A 15152-nucleotide genomic window follows, 5' to 3' on the forward strand; every position below is an offset into this window, starting at 1 on the left:
GCCGGAGATGCGCCGCCGTCCCCTTTTGCTGATCCAGCCCACCAGCCTGACTGGCCTCGGACGATTGCAGGCCCGGATATTGCTCGGCGTGCTGATCGTGCTGGTCCTCGGCATGGTGCTGATGGGGGGTGTCGCCGCGCTCGACCTGACCGACCGGTTGGTGTTCGATGAAACGCTGGTCGAGCGGGTGCGCCATGGCGGTACCTTTTATTCCATGGCTGCCGAGACGCTGCGCGGAGGCGGTTTGCCGCTCAGGCCCGCGCTGTTCTTTCCGGTGCCGACGCTGCCGATGATCGCCGCGATGGTGCCACCGTTTCTCTTGGTCGCTGCGCTGTGGTTGCTGGCGGCGGCGGCCGTGGCGGCGTGGAGCGCGCGACTGGCGCCGTTGTTGATCGGGCGGCCGGGGCGGGCGGTGGCACTGGTGCTGCTGATCGCCGGGGTGTCCAGTGCGGTGCGCACCGATCTGGCCGTGATGCCGGAGGTGTGGGCCGGCCTGTTGATCGCGCTGTCGCTGGCGATCCGCCGGCCGGGCCGCTGGTTGGAGGCCGTGGCGCTGGGACTGGCCGCGGCGCTGCTTCACGGCATCGCGGCGCTGTACCTGATCGTCATGGCGGGCTGGGCCTGGCGCGACCATGGCCGCCGGGAAGCGATCGGCTGGGTGCTGGCGATCGTGGCGCTGTTGCCGGTGCTGGCCCTGCATGGTCAGGCGGCGGCGGCGGTCGTCGGGCCGCTCGATGCCGCAACGGTGTTCTGGACGGCGGTGGTCAATCCCGTCGATGCGCTGGGAACGCTGGCCGCCATGACCTATGCGGCCGCCCTGCCGGCCGGCGTCGGCGCGGTGTTGGTGCTGGTGTCGCTGATCGGCTGGGCGACATGGCGCGATGACGTTGCCCGGCGGGTGGCGACGACGTTGGTCGTGTTTCTCGCCGCCATCATATCGGGCGGCAGCACGGCGGCAGCGCTGCTGGTCGCGCCGGTTGCGCTGCTGGGGCTGGCATTTGTGCCGGACCTGCTCCGTGATCTTGCGACGGTTGCCCTCGACAGGCGGCGCATCACCGTGACAAGACTGGTCCGGTGAAGCGCATCCTGCTCATCGTCGGGGGTGGTATCGCCGCGTACAAGGCGTGCGAGCTGATCCGCCTGCTCCGCCGGCGCGGCCATGCGGTACGCTGCGTGCTGACCGAGGGCGGCAGCCACTTCGTCACACCGATGACGCTCGCCGCGCTGTCGGGTGATCAGGTCTATACCTCGTTATGGGACCTGAAGGACGAGGCGGAGATGGGCCATATCCAACTCAGCCGCGAGGCGGATCTGGTCGTCGTCGTCCCCGCCACCGCCGATTTGCTCGCGCGGATGGCGGGTGGACAGGCGAACGATCTGGCCACCACGCTGCTGCTCGCCACCGACAAGCCGGTGCTCGCCGCGCCGGCCATGAACGTGCGGATGTGGCGCCATGCGGCGACGGTTCGCAACATGGCGACGCTGCGCGCGGACGGCGTCACGATCATGGATCCGGACGAAGGCGATATGGCGTGCGGCGAATACGGCCCCGGCCGCCTGCCCGATCCCGTCGTCATCGCCGATATGATCGACCGTCATCTTTGCATCGGCCATCGTCCCTTGAGCGGCCGGCACGCACTCGTCACCGCCGGTCCGACGCATGAGCCGATCGATCCCGTGCGCTATCTCGCCAACCGATCGTCCGGGCGACAGGGATTCGCCATCGCCGGGGCGCTGGCGGCACTGGGCGCGCGGGTGACGCTGGTTGCCGGGCCGGTGACGTTGCCCACCCCGCCCGGCGTCGATCGCATCGACGTCCAGACCGCGCGCGAGATGGCCGCGGCGGTCGCCACCGCCCTGCCCGCCGACGTCGCGGTGATGGTGGCGGCCGTCGCCGACTGGCATGTCGCATCGGCACCGCAAAAGGTGAAGAAGGGAGACGCGCCGGCAATGCTGACACTCGTCGAGAACCCCGATATTCTTGCCACGCTGGCGCAAGCACCGGATCGGCCTGGGCTCGTCATCGGCTTCGCGGCCGAGACCGAACGGGTAATCGAACATGCCGTCGCCAAGCGAGCCCGCAAGGGGTGCGACTGGATCGTCGCCAACGACGTGTCGGGCGATGTGATGGGCGGCCCCGACAACCGCGTGCACCTCATCACCGCCGACGGCATCGAAAATTGGGATAACCTGCCCAAGGAACAGGTCGCCGCGAGGCTCGCGCAACGGATCGCCGATACGCTATAGACGCTGCCATGACGATGATACGCATCGCGGTGAAGCGACTGTCGAACGGCCTGGACCTGCCCCTGCCCGCCTATGCCACCAGTGGCGCGGCGGGAATTGACGTGGTCGCGGCGGAATCCATGACCCTGGAGCCCGGCGGCCGCGCCGCCATCGCGACGGGCTTCGCGCTCGCCATCCCAGAGGGGTACGAGGTTCAGGTTCGCCCGCGATCGGGGCTGGCGCTAAAGCACGGCATCACCTGCCTGAACACGCCCGGCACGATCGACCATGATTATCGGGGTGAGGTGAAGGTCATCCTCGCCAATCTCGGCAGCGAGCCGTTCGACGTGGTGCGGGGCGAGCGAATTGCGCAACTGGTGCCGGCGGTCGTCCAGCGCGCGGCGCTGGTCGAGGTGGCGGAACTGGACGACACCGCGCGGGGATCGGGCGGCTTCGGATCGACCGGACGATGATCGTGGCCCTGTTGCTCGCCGCGACGCAGGCTACCCTGCCGCCGCCGGTTGCCGAGTGGGACCGGTTGCCGCCCTTTCCCGTGCCCCGCGCGGCCGACATCGTCGATGGCGCGTCGTTCGTGCAGGGAGAGATCGATTCCGGCCATTGCCAGCCGTCACCGGCTTCTCCCGCCGCCGGCGTCCGGCTGGTGGCGCCCGTCGCGATCCTGGTGGGTGAGACCGGTATTGTACGGCAAATCGTGCCGCAGGCGATCGGGTGTTCGACGATCGAGCAGTACACGGTGGGATATCTGCTGTCGCTGACCCGCACGGGCGCAGACACTCCCCCATCCCCTGAACCCGGCTGGTATAGACTGAACGTCAGCTATCGCTGGTAACCGCCGCAACCGCCGTGATCCGGGGCAGGCGAATCATCGTAGATCGACGTCACCGCTACCAAAAACGCGCCGGAACGACGCAGAACATGCCTTTCGCTGCCCCCGTTCCTTGGGTTAGAAGCAAGCCGCGGTGCCGCGAAAGTGTTGCAGTACTGCATCGCCGCAAAACACTTTTGCGGCGGACCGTATTGTCGGGTTGTCTTACATGCCGTTGTATGTAAGGGGTTCGGCGAGATTATTAAGGGAGTTCATTATGCGTCTTGGGAAGTATCTCATGGCTGCCGCTGCAGCCACTCTGGCCGTTGCGCCTGCAATGGCCGCACCGGTCAATGCCGCTTCGAGCCTGTCGGTTGCCAAGTCGGCTCGCGCCGGTTCGGCTTCGGCGAAGAAGAACGAGCTCGCCGGCGGCGGCATCATCGTTGCGATCATCGCAGCGGCTGCCGTTGTCGCAGGCATCGTGATCGTCGCTGACGAAGACGACAACGCCGACAGCAACTGAGTTTCGACTCAGCTGTTAAAGAATAGCGGCCTTCGGGCCGCTATTTTTTTGCCTGTCGTTGATCGGGACGGCCGGTTGCGGACAGGCGCCATGCCTTTATAGCGGCCGTCATGCTTTCGGATGAGGAACTGGACCGGTACGCCCGCCACATCGTGCTGCGCGAGATCGGCGGGACCGGGCAGCTGAAGCTCAAGCATGCCACCATCGTCATCATCGGTGCCGGCGGCATCGGCTCCCCCGCGATCCAGTATCTGGCCGCTGCCGGGATCGGGCGGCTGGTGCTGGTCGATGACGACGTCGTCGAGCCATCGAACCTCCAGCGACAGACCATTTTCGCCACGGCGGATCGCAGCCGGCCGAAAGTGGCGGCCGCCGCCGATCGCGCGACGGCGATCAATCCTCACATCGCCGTGGACGTTCATCAGGTTCGCGTCGCCGCCGACAACGTGGCCACACTGATCGATGGTGCGGACGCCGTTATCGATGGCTGCGACAATTTCGCGACGCGCCTGATGGTGGCGGATGCGGCGCTGGCGGCACGGGTGCCGTTGATCTCTGCGGCGGTCGATCAATTCGAGGGCCAGCTGGCGGTCTATCGCGGGTGGCTGGCGGACAAGCCGTGTTACCGGTGCTTCGTCGGCGACGATCCGGCGCGCGCCGATCGCAGCTGTGCCGATGTCGGCATCCTTGGCCCGGTGACCGGCATCTTGGGCAGCCTCGCCGCGCTGGAAACGATCCGTGCGGTGGTGCCGTTCGGCGATGATACCGCCGGCACGATGCTGCTGGCCGACCTAATGAGCCTTCGCTTCCGCACGTTGCGGCTGCCGAAAGACCCGGGGTGTTCCGCCTGCGGTCAGTTGGCGGTGTAGTTACGATACCAGTCGACGAACCGGGGCACGCCAATATCGATCGATGTGGTCGGCGAAAAGTCCAGATCGCGGATCGTGTCGTCGATATCGGCAAATGTCGCCGGCACATCGCCCGGCTGCAGCGGTTGCAGGTCACGGATCGCCGGTCGGCCACACGCTACCTCAATCACGTCGATCAGGCGACCGAGCGGTTCGGACCGGTTATTACCCAGATTGTAGATCGCGTGGGGTGCGCCACTGCCGCCTGGTTTCGTCCGATCATCGTCCAGCGGCGGGCGATCGAGCGCCGCCACGATGCCGCTGACGATATCATCGATATAGGTGAAATCGCGCTGCATCCGCCCTTCATTGAAGACGCGGATCGGCTTCCCCTCCAGGATCGCCTGGGTGAACAGCCAGACCGCCATGTCCGGCCGCCCCCATGGACCGTAGACGGTGAAGAAGCGCAGCCCCGTCTGCGGCAGGCGATAGAGATGCGCGTAGCTTTCGCTCATCAATTCGTCCGATCTTTTGGTCGCGGCATAGAGCGACACGGGCAGATCGACGGGGTTGCCCACCTTGAACGGCATCGTCGGACTGCCGCCATAGACCGATGACGACGACGCATAGACCATGTGGCCGACCCGCCGCTGGCGCCCGAGTTCCAGCATGTTGAGATGCCCGACGATGTTCGCCCGCGCATAGGCGTGCGGGTTCTCGATCGAGTATCGCACGCCGGGTTGCGCGCCGAGATGGACGATCCGGTCGATCGTGGAGGCAGCCAGGGCCTCTTCCAGCGCTGCCTGATCGGCGAAATCGACGGGCACGAACCGGACGCGCCCGCCATGAAGGCGGTCGAGTGTGGCAAGACGCGCCCGCTTCAGTGAGGGGTCGTAGTAATCGTTCAGGTCGTCGATACCGATCACCGTCTCACCCCGCGCGGCGAGACGGTCCGCCACGTGATAGCCGATGAACCCGGCGACGCCCGTAACGAGCGTGGTCAACCGAGCAATGTCCGGGCGAATTCACGCACTGCGGGGCCGATGTCGTCGCGGGCCAGCGCCAGCGCCAGATTTGCCTGGATATACCCGGTCTTGTCGCCGCAATCGTACCGCTTGCCGTCAAAGGTGAAGCCGTGGAACGGCTGGCGCCCGATCAGCTTGGCCATCGCGTCGGTCAACTGAATCTCGCCACCGGCACCCGGCTCCTGTGCGTCAAGGATGTCCATGACCTCGGGCTGCAGGATGTACCGGCCGGGGATCATCAGGTTCGACGGCGCCTTGCCCTTCGGCTTTTCGACCAGCGCGGTGACTTCGGTCAGGCGGCCATCGACCTTGCCCGGTGAGATGATGCCGTATTTGTCGGTTTCGCTGTCCGGGACTTCCAGCGCACCGATCACGTTGCCGCCGACCTGGTTATACGCCTCGACCATCTGTTTCAGGAAGCCGCCGACCATCAGTTCGTCGGGCAACAGCACGGCGAAGGGCTCGTCGCCGACGATCTCGCGCGCGCACCAGACGGCGTGGCCGAGGCCGAGCGGCTCCTGCTGGCGGACATAGACCGGGCTGCCGGGTCGCTGGCGGATACCTTCGATCAGCGCCATCGACTTGCCGCGCGCCTTCATCGTCGCTTCCAGCTCGTAGGAAACGTCGAAATGATCCTCCAGCGCGCTCTTGCCGCGACCGGTGACGAAGATGATCTGCTCGATCCCCGCCTCGCGCGCTTCCTCGACCGCATACTGGATCAACGGCTTGTCGACGACGGTCAGCATCTCCTTGGGCATCGCCTTGGTCGCCGGCAGGAACCGCGTTCCAAGTCCAGCGACGGGCAGCACTGCCTTACGAACCGGCTTGATCGACATGTATTGACGTCCTTCTGGTCTGCGGTGCACCCGCGCTCCGCGGCTGCCCTCTAACTCTCCTATGTTGAGCTCTTGTTAAACAGCAATCCTCTATCGCCGAAAACCATGGTGCAGCGCAGGATTCTCGTCGTGTTGGGTACACGGCCCGAAGCGATCAAGCTGTTTCCGGTGATCCGTGCCCTGTCCGCGCGGCCGGAATTGACCGTGCGGATCTGCGTCACCGGCCAGCATCGCGGGTTGCTGGATCAAGTGATGGCGATCGCCGATCTGGTGCCGGATATCGATCTGGACCTGATGGCGGCCGGACAGAGCCTGGATGAGCTGACCGCGCGGATGGTCGTGGCACTAGGCCGGGTGATGGATGCGGAACGGGCCGATCTCGTCATCGTCCAGGGCGATACCACCACCGCCTTTGTCGGCGCGCTGACGGCGCATTACCGGGGCATTCCCGTCGGGCATGTCGAGGCGGGGCTGCGTTCCGGCGATCTGCGGCATCCGTGCCCTGAAGAGGCGAATCGGCGGATGATCGGGCGGATCACGCAGCATCACTGGGCGGCTACCAATACGGCGGCGGCGGCGCTGATCGCGGAGACGATTGATCCGACGACGGTCCATGTGGCGGGCAATACGGTGATCGACGCGCTCCACTGGATGCGCGACCGGATCGCCGCCATGCCGTCGCTGGCGGCGGGGCTCGATCCCGTTTTGGCGCAGATCGGCGGTCGGCGCATCGTGCTGGTCACAACGCACCGGCGGGAGAATTTCGGCGAGGGTATGGCATCGATCGCGACGGCGATCCGGCGGATCGCTGAACGAAAAGATGTCGCGGTCCTTTTTCCGGTTCACCCCAATCCGCAGGTCACCGGCCCGATGGACGCCGTGTTGGGTGAGGCACCGAACATCATCAGGGTGGCGCCGCTCGATTATCCGCATTTCGTCCGTGCGCTGGAATGCGCGCATATCGTCCTGACCGATTCGGGTGGCGTGCAAGAGGAAGCGCCCGCGTTCGGCAAGCCGGTGCTCGTCATGCGGGAAACGACCGAGCGGCCCGAGGGGATCGTGGCCGGCACGGCGCGGCTCGTCGGCACCGATGCGGATCGCATAGTCGCGGCGGTGACCGATCTGATGGACGATGAGACCGCGTATGCGCGGATGGCGCGGGCACATAGTCCGTTCGGGGATGGTCATGCGGCGGCGCGAATCGCCGATCTGGTGGTGGCTGCTGTCTAAGTGATTGAGCCGCATGGCACACGAGGTTGCGGCGGCGCAGCGTGAAGTTTATAGGCCCCTGACCCTGGGACCTCATCTATGCTCCGTAAATTGTTCGTCCGCGGCGCCCGCAAGGGTGCGGTCGCTACTGCCGTACCGCCGGGACAGCGCGTCTATGCGATCGGTGATATTCATGGCTGCCTGATCCAGCTGGAGCAATTGCTTGACCTGATCGCCGCCGATGAAGCGGAACGCGGCGAGGCGGATACCGTGTTGATCTTCGTCGGCGATCTGGTCGATCGTGGTCCCGATTCGGCCGGCGTCATCGACCGCCTGATGCGATTGGCCACCGAGCGGCCAACCACCCGGTTCCTGTATGGCAATCACGAAGAGATATTCCTGAAGACGCTGGACGGCGAGGACAAATCGCTACGCATGTTCTGTCGCGTTGGCGGGCGGGAAACCGCGATCAGCTATGGCATCGATGACGAGACCTATAATGGTCTGGGCTTTACCGAACTGCAGGAATTGCTGGAGCGAACCGTTCCGGCCGAGCATCGCGCCTTTCTCGAAGGGTTCGAGGACCTGATCTCGATCGGCGATTACACCTTCGTCCATGCCGGCGTGCGACCCGACCTGCCGCTGGCGGAGCAGTCGCGATCCGACCTGCGATGGATGCGCGAACCGTTCATCTCTTCACGCAAGCCGCTGGAACAGATGATCGTCCACGGCCATACCATCACCAACGATGTCGAACAGACGCCTGCGCGCATCGGCATCGATACCGGCGCCTATGTCACCGGCGTGCTGAGCGCGATCGGGCTGGAAGGCACCGATCGCTGGGTGTTGCAAACACCGCGCACCACCGAGGGCTGAAACGCGAACCGGCCGCCTTACGGGCGGCCGGTTATCACATCATCGCCGGGAGCGGATCAGCGCGGTGGAACCGGGATGCTGCCAGGAACGCCACCGGGCATGCCACCCGCCGCGCCGCCGCCCTGCATCATCTGCTGCTGCATCTGCATCTGGCGAACCTGCGCTTCGGGCAGGAAGTCGATCAGTTCGACATCGAACGCCAGCGTCGAATTAGCCGGGATCGGGCCGGAAGCCTTGTCGCCGTAACCGAGGCTCGGCTTGATCCAGATGCGATACTTCGCGCCCTTAGGCATCAGCTTCAGCGCTTCGGAGAAGCCGGGGACGACCTGCGCCACGGGCATCGGCGTCGGCTGTTGCGACTTGTCGAAGGTGGTGCCGTTCAGCAACTTGCCCTCGTAATTGATGAGCGCGACGTCGGCGTCGGTTGGCTTCGGCGCGCCGCGCTGGCCCGGCTCCAGCACCTTGTACTGAAGACCGGACGCCGTCGTCATCACGCCTTTGGCCCGCGCGTTGCGCGTCAGGAAATCGTCACCCTGCTGGGCCAGCACGAACGCGGCGATCGCCGCCAGCGCCAGGCCGATCCAGATATAGACGAGGTAGCGGCGATTGACCGGGCGAATCGGTACGGCGGTGATGGTCGACATGGAAGCACCTGACATGCTGGATGCGGGGCCGGACGTCGATCCGATCGCCACCACCTGATGGAAAGTCTCTAAAGTCACGCCCACGCTACGCGCGCGGGCATAAGCCGGAATCACCGCGCGCCGTCACGCTCCAGGCGCTTGCGCTCAACCTTGCGCGAGCGACTGACGGCGGCCGCACGCTCGCGCGCACGCTTTTCCGACGGCTTCTCGTAATGGCGACGCAGCTTCATCTCGCGATAGACGCCTTCCCGCTGCAGCTTTTTCTTCAGCGCGCGGAGGGCTTGGTCGACATTGTTGTCACGGACGATGATCTGCATAAACCGAATCGGCTCCAATGGATAAAGCGGCCGCGGAACTAGTCCCAGCCGTGTTGGCCGGGCGCTTAGCATCGCGACCCCCTTCTTGACAACCCGAAGCGACTCCGTCGCGCACCTGTTGCCCTGACGCCACACCGGTCGTCTAAATGACGTATGTTGCAGCATTGCAATGCGAGCGATACTCAAGCGAACCATCGTTTTCCCATGCACCAACTGGCCGACACCCTGGATCTGGAAACCCGCCTTCTCATCGTCGATGACGATCCCGGCATCCGCGAACTGACGGCGCAGTTCCTGGCCACGCACGGCTATGTCGTCGATACCGCCCAAGACGGGGCGGCGATGCGCGCGGCGCTGAACCGCCACAGCTATGCGCTGATCGTGCTGGACGTGATGATGCCGGGCGAGGACGGACTGGCCATTCTGCGATCGATGGACCGGGCAACGGCCCCGGCGATCATCATCCTGTCGGTGATCGGCGAAGAGGTCGACCGTATCGTCGGGCTGGAAATGGGCGCGGACGATTATGTCGCCAAGCCCGCCAATCCCCGCGAATTGCTGGCGCGCATCCGGTCGGTGCTGCGCCGGCAGGGAGAGCGCAGCGAACCGCGGCTGGTGGCGGTGCCCACCGCGCGGCGCTTGCAACGGTTCGCCGGCTGGCGCCTCGATCCGCAGGCGCGGCAATTGTTCGATCCCGACGAGGTGGTCATCAACCTGTCCGATGGCGAGTTCCGGTTACTGATGGCGTTCGTCGATCATCCTCGCCGCGTGCTGACGCGGGATTTCCTGCTGGATCAATCGCGTGGCGCCAATGCCGAACATTTCGATCGAGCCATCGACGTGCAGGTCAGCCGATTGCGCCGCAAGCTGGCCCGGCAGGACGGCCGCACCGGCGACGACCTGATCCGCACCGTCCGCAACGAAGGCTATATGTTCGCGGCCGATGTCGAGCTTCGCTGATCCGTTGCGCACGCGATCGATCGCGTGGCCGATCTTCGCGCTGGTGATCGTGTCGGTGGTGGTCGCCACGCTGGTAATCTTCATCGTCACCTTCAACGGCCCGCCACCGCGCATGGCATCGGGCGCCGCGTCCACCGTGGCGCAGATGCTGCGGACCGGCGCGGCACCGCCCAATGTCGAGTCGCGGTTGGCGTTCGATCGACAGGCCGACGTGCCGTCGCCCGGCGGCCGTTTTCACCCCGATCCCGCCGCCGCGCGTGGGCTGGCCGCCGAACTGGGTGTGCCGGTGAGCGACGTCGCGGCCTTCACCATGCGCCCACTGGACCTGGAACGCAGCCCATTCGGCCGCGACTTCGTACTGGCCTGGCGGACGAATGGCGAATGGCGCGTGGTCGAGACGCCGAGCCCGTTTCTGGCGCCATGGCATATGAAAACGCTGGCGGCGATGTTGATCGCGATCATGGCGCTGGCGGTGCCCGCCTGGGCGCTGGCGCGGGCAATCTCGCGACCCCTCGCCGAAGTGGCGCGGGCGGCGGAGCAGGCACGGGCGGGCACCACGCTGCCCACCCTGCCCAGCGGCGGCGCGCGCGAGGTGCGCGTGCTGTCGGGCGCGGTCGCGGCGATGCACGCGCGGCTGGCGGCGCATGCGGCGGGACGCACGACGATGCTGGCGGCAATCGCGCACGACATGGGCACTCCCCTGTCGCGACTGTCGTTCCGGGTCGAGCAATTGCCCGAGGCGTCGCGCGATCGCGCCGCCGCCGACCTCGCCGAAATGCGCGCGATGATCGCCGCCGCCCTCGCCTTCGCGCGCGACGAGACCAGCGACATCACACCCCGGCTCGATCTGGGCAGCCTGATCGAAAGCCTGATCGACGACATGGCCGATGCCGGCGCGCCGGTGACGATCGTCGCCGGGCGCCGCGCGGTAATACGCGGCGATTCCCCAGCCTTGCGCCGGTTGTTCACCAATCTGCTGGAGAATGCGATCCGTTATGGCGAGCAGGCAACGATCGGCTGGCATGTGACCTGGGGCAATGTGGAGGTGACGGTGGACGACCACGGCCCCGGCATCGACCCCGCGACCGTGGAGCGGTTGTTCGAACCCTTTGTGCGCGGTGATCCCTCGCGCAATCGGGCCACGGGCGGCACCGGGCTGGGGCTGGCCATCGTGCGGTCGATCGCGAACCGGCATGGTGGCGAGGCAGTGTTGGAGAATGGCCCGACCGGCGCCCGCGCCCGCGTGACCCTGCCGCTCGCTGGCTGACGCAAGCCGACTGACACATGGCGTAACAATAAGACGATCGGCGGACATATCCCGGTGACACGGCGCGGCGAGAAGCCGGTCCATCAAGATACCCATCAGTATAGGGGGACACGCCGCCATGACCGACCACCATCTGAACGAGCCGGAGCACGGGCACAGCCTGGCCGAAGACATGAAGCTGATGCAGGCGATGGTTGCCCGTCGCCGCGCGCTGAAATGGTTCGCCGGCGCCGGCACCGCCGCCATGGTGGCCGGATGCGGCGGCAGCGGTAGCAGCGATGCGTCGTCCAGCGTCAGCGTGGTCAGCGGCACGACACCGACGCCGACCGCGACAGCCACCACCGCCACGCAGACCCCGACGCCCACGACGACGGCCACCGCGACGATGTGTTGCGTGGTCGATCCGACCGAAACCGCCGGGCCCTATCCTGCGGACGGCACCAACACGTCATCCGGGGCGACGTCCAACGTGCTGACCGTCAACGGCGTGGTCAGGAGCGATATCCGCCCCAGCTTCGTATCGACCACCACGGTCGCGACGGGCGTGCCGGTGACGATCACCCTGACCGTCGTCAACGTGAACGCGACCTGCGCACCCTTGGCCGGCTATGCCGTCTATCTGTGGCATTGTGACCGGAGCGGCAATTATTCGCTGTACGGCAGCGCCGCGTCGGAAAGTTATCTGCGCGGCGTGCAGGTGACGGATGCTAACGGGCAGGTGACGTTCACTACCATCTTCCCCGCCTGTTACGACGGGCGCTGGCCACATATGCATTTCGAGGTGTTTTCCAGCCTGTCGAACGCGCTGGGCGGACGATATTCTGTGCTCACCTCGCAACTGGCGATGCCGGCGGCAATCTGCACCGCCGTCTTCGCCGACACGACGACCTACGCCGGCAGCGCGACGCGATTTTCGCGGGTATCACTGTCGAGCGACGGCATCTTCGGTGACAACACCGCGGCGCAAGTCACGCAACAGACGCCTGTTTTCACCGGAAGCCCCAGCGCGGGCTATACGGCGACGGCGCTGATCGGCATCGCCCGGTAACCCAGTTTCACGAGATGCGCGGCGCTCCCCCCTGTCGCCGCGCCGCCCCGGCCGGACTCCTCCGCCGGTCGGGGCCCCCTTGGCGGGCCGCCGCTTGCGCGGCTAAGGCAGCGGCATGGCCAAGCTCACCCTCTTCAACAGCCTGTCACGCGCGATGGAGCCGTTCGAACCGATCGATCCCGACAATGTGCGCGTCTATTCGTGCGGGCCGACGGTCTATAACTATGCGCATATCGGCAATCTGCGCGCCTATGTGTTCACCGACACGCTGTCGCGCGTGCTGCGGTGGAAGGGGTGGCCGCTGACGCATGTCATCAACATCACCGATGTCGGCCACCTGACATCGGATGCGGATGCCGGCGACGACAAGATGGAGGCAGCGGCCAAGGCGAGCGGTCAGGATATCTGGGCGATCGCAAGGCATTATACCGATGCCTTCAAGCAAAATCTGCGCGACCTGAACATCGACGACCCCAGCCGCTTTCCGCTGGCGACCGAGCATGTCGAGGGTATGATCGCATGGGGGCAGGCGATCGAGGCGCGGCATTGCTATCGCCTGCCCGACGGCTTGTACTTCGATACGGCGACGGTGCCCGACTATGGCCGGTTGGCGCGCGCTGGGATGGATGAGCGCGAAGGCCGGATCGACGCGGTCGAGGGCAAGCGGCAGGCGGAGGACTTTGCGATCTGGCGCACCTCCGCACCGGGCGAGAACCGGCAGATGGAATGGGACTCGCCCTGGGGCCGCGGCGCGCCGGGCTGGCATCTGGAATGCTCGGTGATGAGCCGCGCCTATCTGGGCGAGCGGTTCGACATCCATACCGGCGGCATCGACCATCGCGAGATCCACCACCCCAACGAAATCGCCCAGAATCAGGCGATGAGCGGCACCGCCGACACGGGCGCGAATTACTGGCTTCACAACAACTTCCTGGTACTTCGTGACACGAAGATGTCGAAGTCGTCGGGTGAGTTCATGCGCTTGCAGACGCTGGTCGACCGCGGTTTCCACCCGCTGTCCTATCGGATGATGTGCCTGCAGGCGCAGTACCGGTCGGAAATGGAGTTCTCGTGGGAGGGACTGGCCGCCGCGCAGACGCGGCTGAAGCGGCTGGTGCAGGCGGTTGGGACGCTGAAGACGCGGCCGCCGGTCGCGTCGGCGGGCAGCGCGGCCGAATATCGCGAGCGGCTGGATGTGGCGGTGTGCGACGATCTGGCGACGCCGCGCGCGCTGACCGCGCTCGACGAACTGCTGGCGGACAAGCGCGTGTCGCCGGCCGACCGGCTGGCGGCGCTGGCCGATTTCGATGCGGTGCTGGGATTGGGGCTGGCGACGCTGACGCGCGAGGCGCTGCGGGTGCGGCCGGCATCGGCGACGATCGACGGGGACGGGATCGCCATCCGGCTGGCGGAACGGCGCGAGGCGCGGACGGCGAAGGAGTTCGCCCGGTCGGACGCGATCCGCGACGAGCTGGCGGCGGCGGGGGTCGAGGTGATGGACGGCGACTCGATCGGCTGGGACTGGCGCCTTAGCTGAGCGGCTGGTCGCGGGTGTCGAGCAGCGGCGGGCGGTAGAGGGTAACGCGGTCGGCGGGCATCTTTGCCACCTCCGCCGCGATCGCGTCGGCGCGGGCCCTGGACGACGGATGCGTGCGGCTGCGGAACAGGCCGCCGTCGACGTCGCCGCCATGGTCGCGCCAGAACTGCACCGCCACCTGCGGATCGTACCCGGCGTTACGCATCAGCGCGGCGCCGACGAGGTCGGCTTCCTCCTCCGTCCGGCGGAACAGGCGACCGTTGCGGCCGAATTCCGCGAGCAACCCCCATTTGACACCCGCCGCCTCCAACCGCGAGCGGTGGCGCAGAATGGTGTGGGCGAGCTCATGCGCGACGACGGCCGCGACCTGTTCGTCGGTATAGCGTTCGAAGAAGCGGACGCCGATCTGAATGACCCGGCCGTCGGACGACGCCTCCATCTTCGGGCCGAGCATCACCTCGAACGAGGATCGGCAGCCGGCCGGGGCGGTGACGGCCAGCGTGCGCTCGGCGCCCCCGCGCGACACGCGCCAGCGCATCGGCGTACCGACCGGCTGCGCGGCGATGATCGCCAGCGCGGCGTCGCGGGTGGCGGCGCTGGTCGCTTTCGGATCGGCGGGCGTCGGCATCGGCCGGTCGGCGACCGCAACGATGCCGTCATTGGCGAGCAGCCCGGCCTTGGCGGCGGGGCCATCTGGCACGACGCCCTCGATCGAAACCGTCGTGGTGAAGGCAAAGACCTGCCTAGCGGCGACGCGCGAGCCGGTGTCGTATTGATCGATCGCGTGGACGACGGCGCCGGTTGCGGGTTGCAGGTCGCGGCACAGCGGTGCGTTGGCGGTGACCAGCCGGTGGCCGATCGTCGCCAGCCGCAGATCGATACCGCGTAACGCCTCGTATCCGGCGGCGTCGATCTGCTGCGCGGAAGCGGGCGCGGCGACGGCGATCAGGGTGCCGGCGGCAAACAGGAACGAGCGTTTCATGCCGCCGCCCATAGCCGCCCGGCTCCGC

Annotated in this window: 17 protein-coding genes; 12 read left to right on the forward strand and 5 right to left on the reverse strand. The window is 66.5% G+C overall.

Annotation, left to right across the window (positions count from 1 at the left end):
* Nucleotides 1-7 precede the first annotated feature (7 nt).
* The 6 genes from ASG67_RS09205 (at nt 8) to ASG67_RS09230 (ending at nt 4444) form a co-directional block, all read left to right on the forward strand.
* On the forward strand, nt 8-1078 hold the full coding sequence (locus ASG67_RS09205) for a hypothetical protein (RefSeq protein WP_156460721.1): 1071 nt from the start codon (nt 8-10) through the stop codon (nt 1076-1078).
* Nucleotides 1075-2247, forward strand: a complete 1173-nt coding sequence (gene coaBC, locus ASG67_RS09210) for a bifunctional phosphopantothenoylcysteine decarboxylase/phosphopantothenate--cysteine ligase CoaBC (protein WP_056528622.1) — start codon at nt 1075-1077, stop codon at nt 2245-2247. The genes ASG67_RS09205 and coaBC overlap by 4 nt, the downstream gene beginning before the upstream one ends.
* Nucleotides 2248-2255: 8 nt before the next feature.
* A complete protein-coding gene (dut, locus tag ASG67_RS09215) occupies nt 2256-2699 on the forward strand; it encodes a dUTP diphosphatase (RefSeq protein ID WP_056528624.1) in 444 nt (147 codons plus the stop codon).
* Entirely contained in the window at nt 2696-3076 is a 381-nt protein-coding gene (locus ASG67_RS09220; RefSeq protein WP_056528627.1) for a hypothetical protein, read from the forward strand. Before dut ends, ASG67_RS09220 begins: the two co-directional genes overlap by 4 nt.
* 253 nt (nt 3077-3329) lie before the next feature.
* Nucleotides 3330-3575, forward strand: coding sequence for a hypothetical protein (locus ASG67_RS09225; protein ID WP_233150830.1), 246 nt, complete (start codon nt 3330-3332; stop codon nt 3573-3575).
* Nucleotides 3576-3685: 110 nt separating this feature from the next.
* A complete protein-coding gene (locus tag ASG67_RS09230; protein WP_056528633.1) occupies nt 3686-4444 on the forward strand; it encodes a HesA/MoeB/ThiF family protein in 759 nt (252 codons plus the stop codon).
* On the opposite strand, the gene ASG67_RS09235 is transcribed toward ASG67_RS09230, so the two are convergent.
* Entirely contained in the window at nt 4429-5427 is a 999-nt protein-coding gene (locus ASG67_RS09235; RefSeq protein ID WP_056528636.1) for an NAD-dependent epimerase/dehydratase family protein, read from the reverse strand. The genes ASG67_RS09230 and ASG67_RS09235 overlap by 16 nt on opposite strands.
* Nucleotides 5424-6284 (reverse strand): UTP--glucose-1-phosphate uridylyltransferase GalU, encoded by an 861-nt coding sequence (gene galU, locus ASG67_RS09240; protein ID WP_056528640.1) that lies wholly within the window; start codon nt 6282-6284, stop codon nt 5424-5426. Before galU ends, ASG67_RS09235 begins: the two co-directional genes overlap by 4 nt.
* A 105-nt stretch (nt 6285-6389) precedes the next feature.
* Between galU and wecB the strand changes: the two genes are divergently transcribed.
* Both wecB and ASG67_RS09250 read left to right on the forward strand, forming a co-directional pair.
* The gene (gene wecB, locus ASG67_RS09245) at nt 6390-7514 is read left to right on the forward strand and encodes a non-hydrolyzing UDP-N-acetylglucosamine 2-epimerase (RefSeq protein WP_056528643.1); all 1125 of its coding nucleotides are present in this window, start codon (nt 6390-6392) and stop codon (nt 7512-7514) included.
* 78 nt (nt 7515-7592) lie between these two features.
* Nucleotides 7593-8369 carry a metallophosphoesterase family protein gene (locus ASG67_RS09250; protein WP_056528645.1) on the forward strand — a complete coding sequence of 259 codons (777 nt, stop codon included), beginning with the start codon at nt 7593-7595 and terminating at the stop codon, nt 8367-8369.
* 56 nt (nt 8370-8425) lie between these two features.
* Here ASG67_RS09250 and ASG67_RS09255 read toward each other — a convergent pair whose 3' ends face one another.
* Nucleotides 8426-9013, reverse strand: a complete 588-nt coding sequence (locus ASG67_RS09255; RefSeq protein ID WP_056528651.1) for an FKBP-type peptidyl-prolyl cis-trans isomerase — start codon at nt 9011-9013, stop codon at nt 8426-8428.
* Nucleotides 9014-9123: 110 nt separating this feature from the next.
* Nucleotides 9124-9330 (reverse strand): 30S ribosomal protein S21, encoded by a 207-nt coding sequence (gene rpsU / locus ASG67_RS09260; RefSeq protein WP_056528654.1) that lies wholly within the window; start codon nt 9328-9330, stop codon nt 9124-9126.
* A gap of 204 nt (nt 9331-9534) precedes the next feature.
* On the opposite strand from rpsU, the gene ASG67_RS09265 reads away from it, so the two are divergent.
* The 4 genes from ASG67_RS09265 to cysS all read left to right on the forward strand — a co-directional run bounded on the left by ASG67_RS09265 (nt 9535) and on the right by cysS (nt 14142).
* The gene (locus ASG67_RS09265; RefSeq protein WP_056528657.1) at nt 9535-10290 is read left to right on the forward strand and encodes a response regulator; all 756 of its coding nucleotides are present in this window, start codon (nt 9535-9537) and stop codon (nt 10288-10290) included.
* On the forward strand, nt 10274-11557 hold the full coding sequence (locus ASG67_RS19695; protein ID WP_056528661.1) for an ATP-binding protein: 1284 nt from the start codon (nt 10274-10276) through the stop codon (nt 11555-11557). The genes ASG67_RS09265 and ASG67_RS19695 overlap by 17 nt, the downstream gene beginning before the upstream one ends.
* Before the next feature lie 118 nt (nt 11558-11675).
* Nucleotides 11676-12605 carry an intradiol ring-cleavage dioxygenase gene (locus tag ASG67_RS09275; protein ID WP_056528665.1) on the forward strand — a complete coding sequence of 310 codons (930 nt, stop codon included), beginning with the start codon at nt 11676-11678 and terminating at the stop codon, nt 12603-12605.
* Nucleotides 12606-12720: 115 nt separating this feature from the next.
* Nucleotides 12721-14142 (forward strand): cysteine--tRNA ligase, encoded by a 1422-nt coding sequence (gene cysS, locus ASG67_RS09280; RefSeq protein WP_056528670.1) that lies wholly within the window; start codon nt 12721-12723, stop codon nt 14140-14142.
* Here the strand turns inward: cysS and ASG67_RS09285 are convergent.
* A complete protein-coding gene (locus ASG67_RS09285) occupies nt 14135-15124 on the reverse strand; it encodes a M48 family metallopeptidase (RefSeq protein ID WP_056528680.1) in 990 nt (329 codons plus the stop codon). The genes cysS and ASG67_RS09285 overlap by 8 nt on opposite strands.
* Between the last annotated feature and the right edge of the window lie 28 nt (nt 15125-15152).

The organism is Sphingomonas sp. Leaf339, from assembly GCF_001426195.1.
GTDB lineage: Bacteria > Pseudomonadota > Alphaproteobacteria > Sphingomonadales > Sphingomonadaceae > Sphingomonas.

Coding starts and splice junctions, on each gene's coding strand:
- ASG67_RS09205 (WP_156460721.1), top strand. CDS start 8: ATGCGCCGCCGTCCCCTTTTGCTGATCCAGCCCACCAGCCTGACTGGC.
- dut (WP_056528624.1), top strand. CDS start 2,256: ATGACGATGATACGCATCGCGGTGAAGCGACTGTCGAACGGCCTGGAC.
- ASG67_RS09220 (WP_056528627.1), top strand. CDS start 2,696: ATGATCGTGGCCCTGTTGCTCGCCGCGACGCAGGCTACCCTGCCGCCG.
- ASG67_RS09225 (WP_233150830.1), top strand. CDS start 3,330: ATGCGTCTTGGGAAGTATCTCATGGCTGCCGCTGCAGCCACTCTGGCC.
- ASG67_RS09230 (WP_056528633.1), top strand. CDS start 3,686: ATGCTTTCGGATGAGGAACTGGACCGGTACGCCCGCCACATCGTGCTG.
- galU (WP_056528640.1), bottom strand. CDS start 6,284: ATGTCGATCAAGCCGGTTCGTAAGGCAGTGCTGCCCGTCGCTGGACTT.
- wecB (WP_056528643.1), top strand. CDS start 6,390: ATGGTGCAGCGCAGGATTCTCGTCGTGTTGGGTACACGGCCCGAAGCG.
- ASG67_RS09250 (WP_056528645.1), top strand. CDS start 7,593: ATGCTCCGTAAATTGTTCGTCCGCGGCGCCCGCAAGGGTGCGGTCGCT.
- ASG67_RS09255 (WP_056528651.1), bottom strand. CDS start 9,013: ATGTCGACCATCACCGCCGTACCGATTCGCCCGGTCAATCGCCGCTAC.
- rpsU (WP_056528654.1), bottom strand. CDS start 9,330: ATGCAGATCATCGTCCGTGACAACAATGTCGACCAAGCCCTCCGCGCG.
- ASG67_RS09265 (WP_056528657.1), top strand. CDS start 9,535: ATGCACCAACTGGCCGACACCCTGGATCTGGAAACCCGCCTTCTCATC.
- ASG67_RS19695 (WP_056528661.1), top strand. CDS start 10,274: ATGTCGAGCTTCGCTGATCCGTTGCGCACGCGATCGATCGCGTGGCCG.
- ASG67_RS09275 (WP_056528665.1), top strand. CDS start 11,676: ATGACCGACCACCATCTGAACGAGCCGGAGCACGGGCACAGCCTGGCC.
- cysS (WP_056528670.1), top strand. CDS start 12,721: ATGGCCAAGCTCACCCTCTTCAACAGCCTGTCACGCGCGATGGAGCCG.
- ASG67_RS09285 (WP_056528680.1), bottom strand. CDS start 15,124: ATGAAACGCTCGTTCCTGTTTGCCGCCGGCACCCTGATCGCCGTCGCC.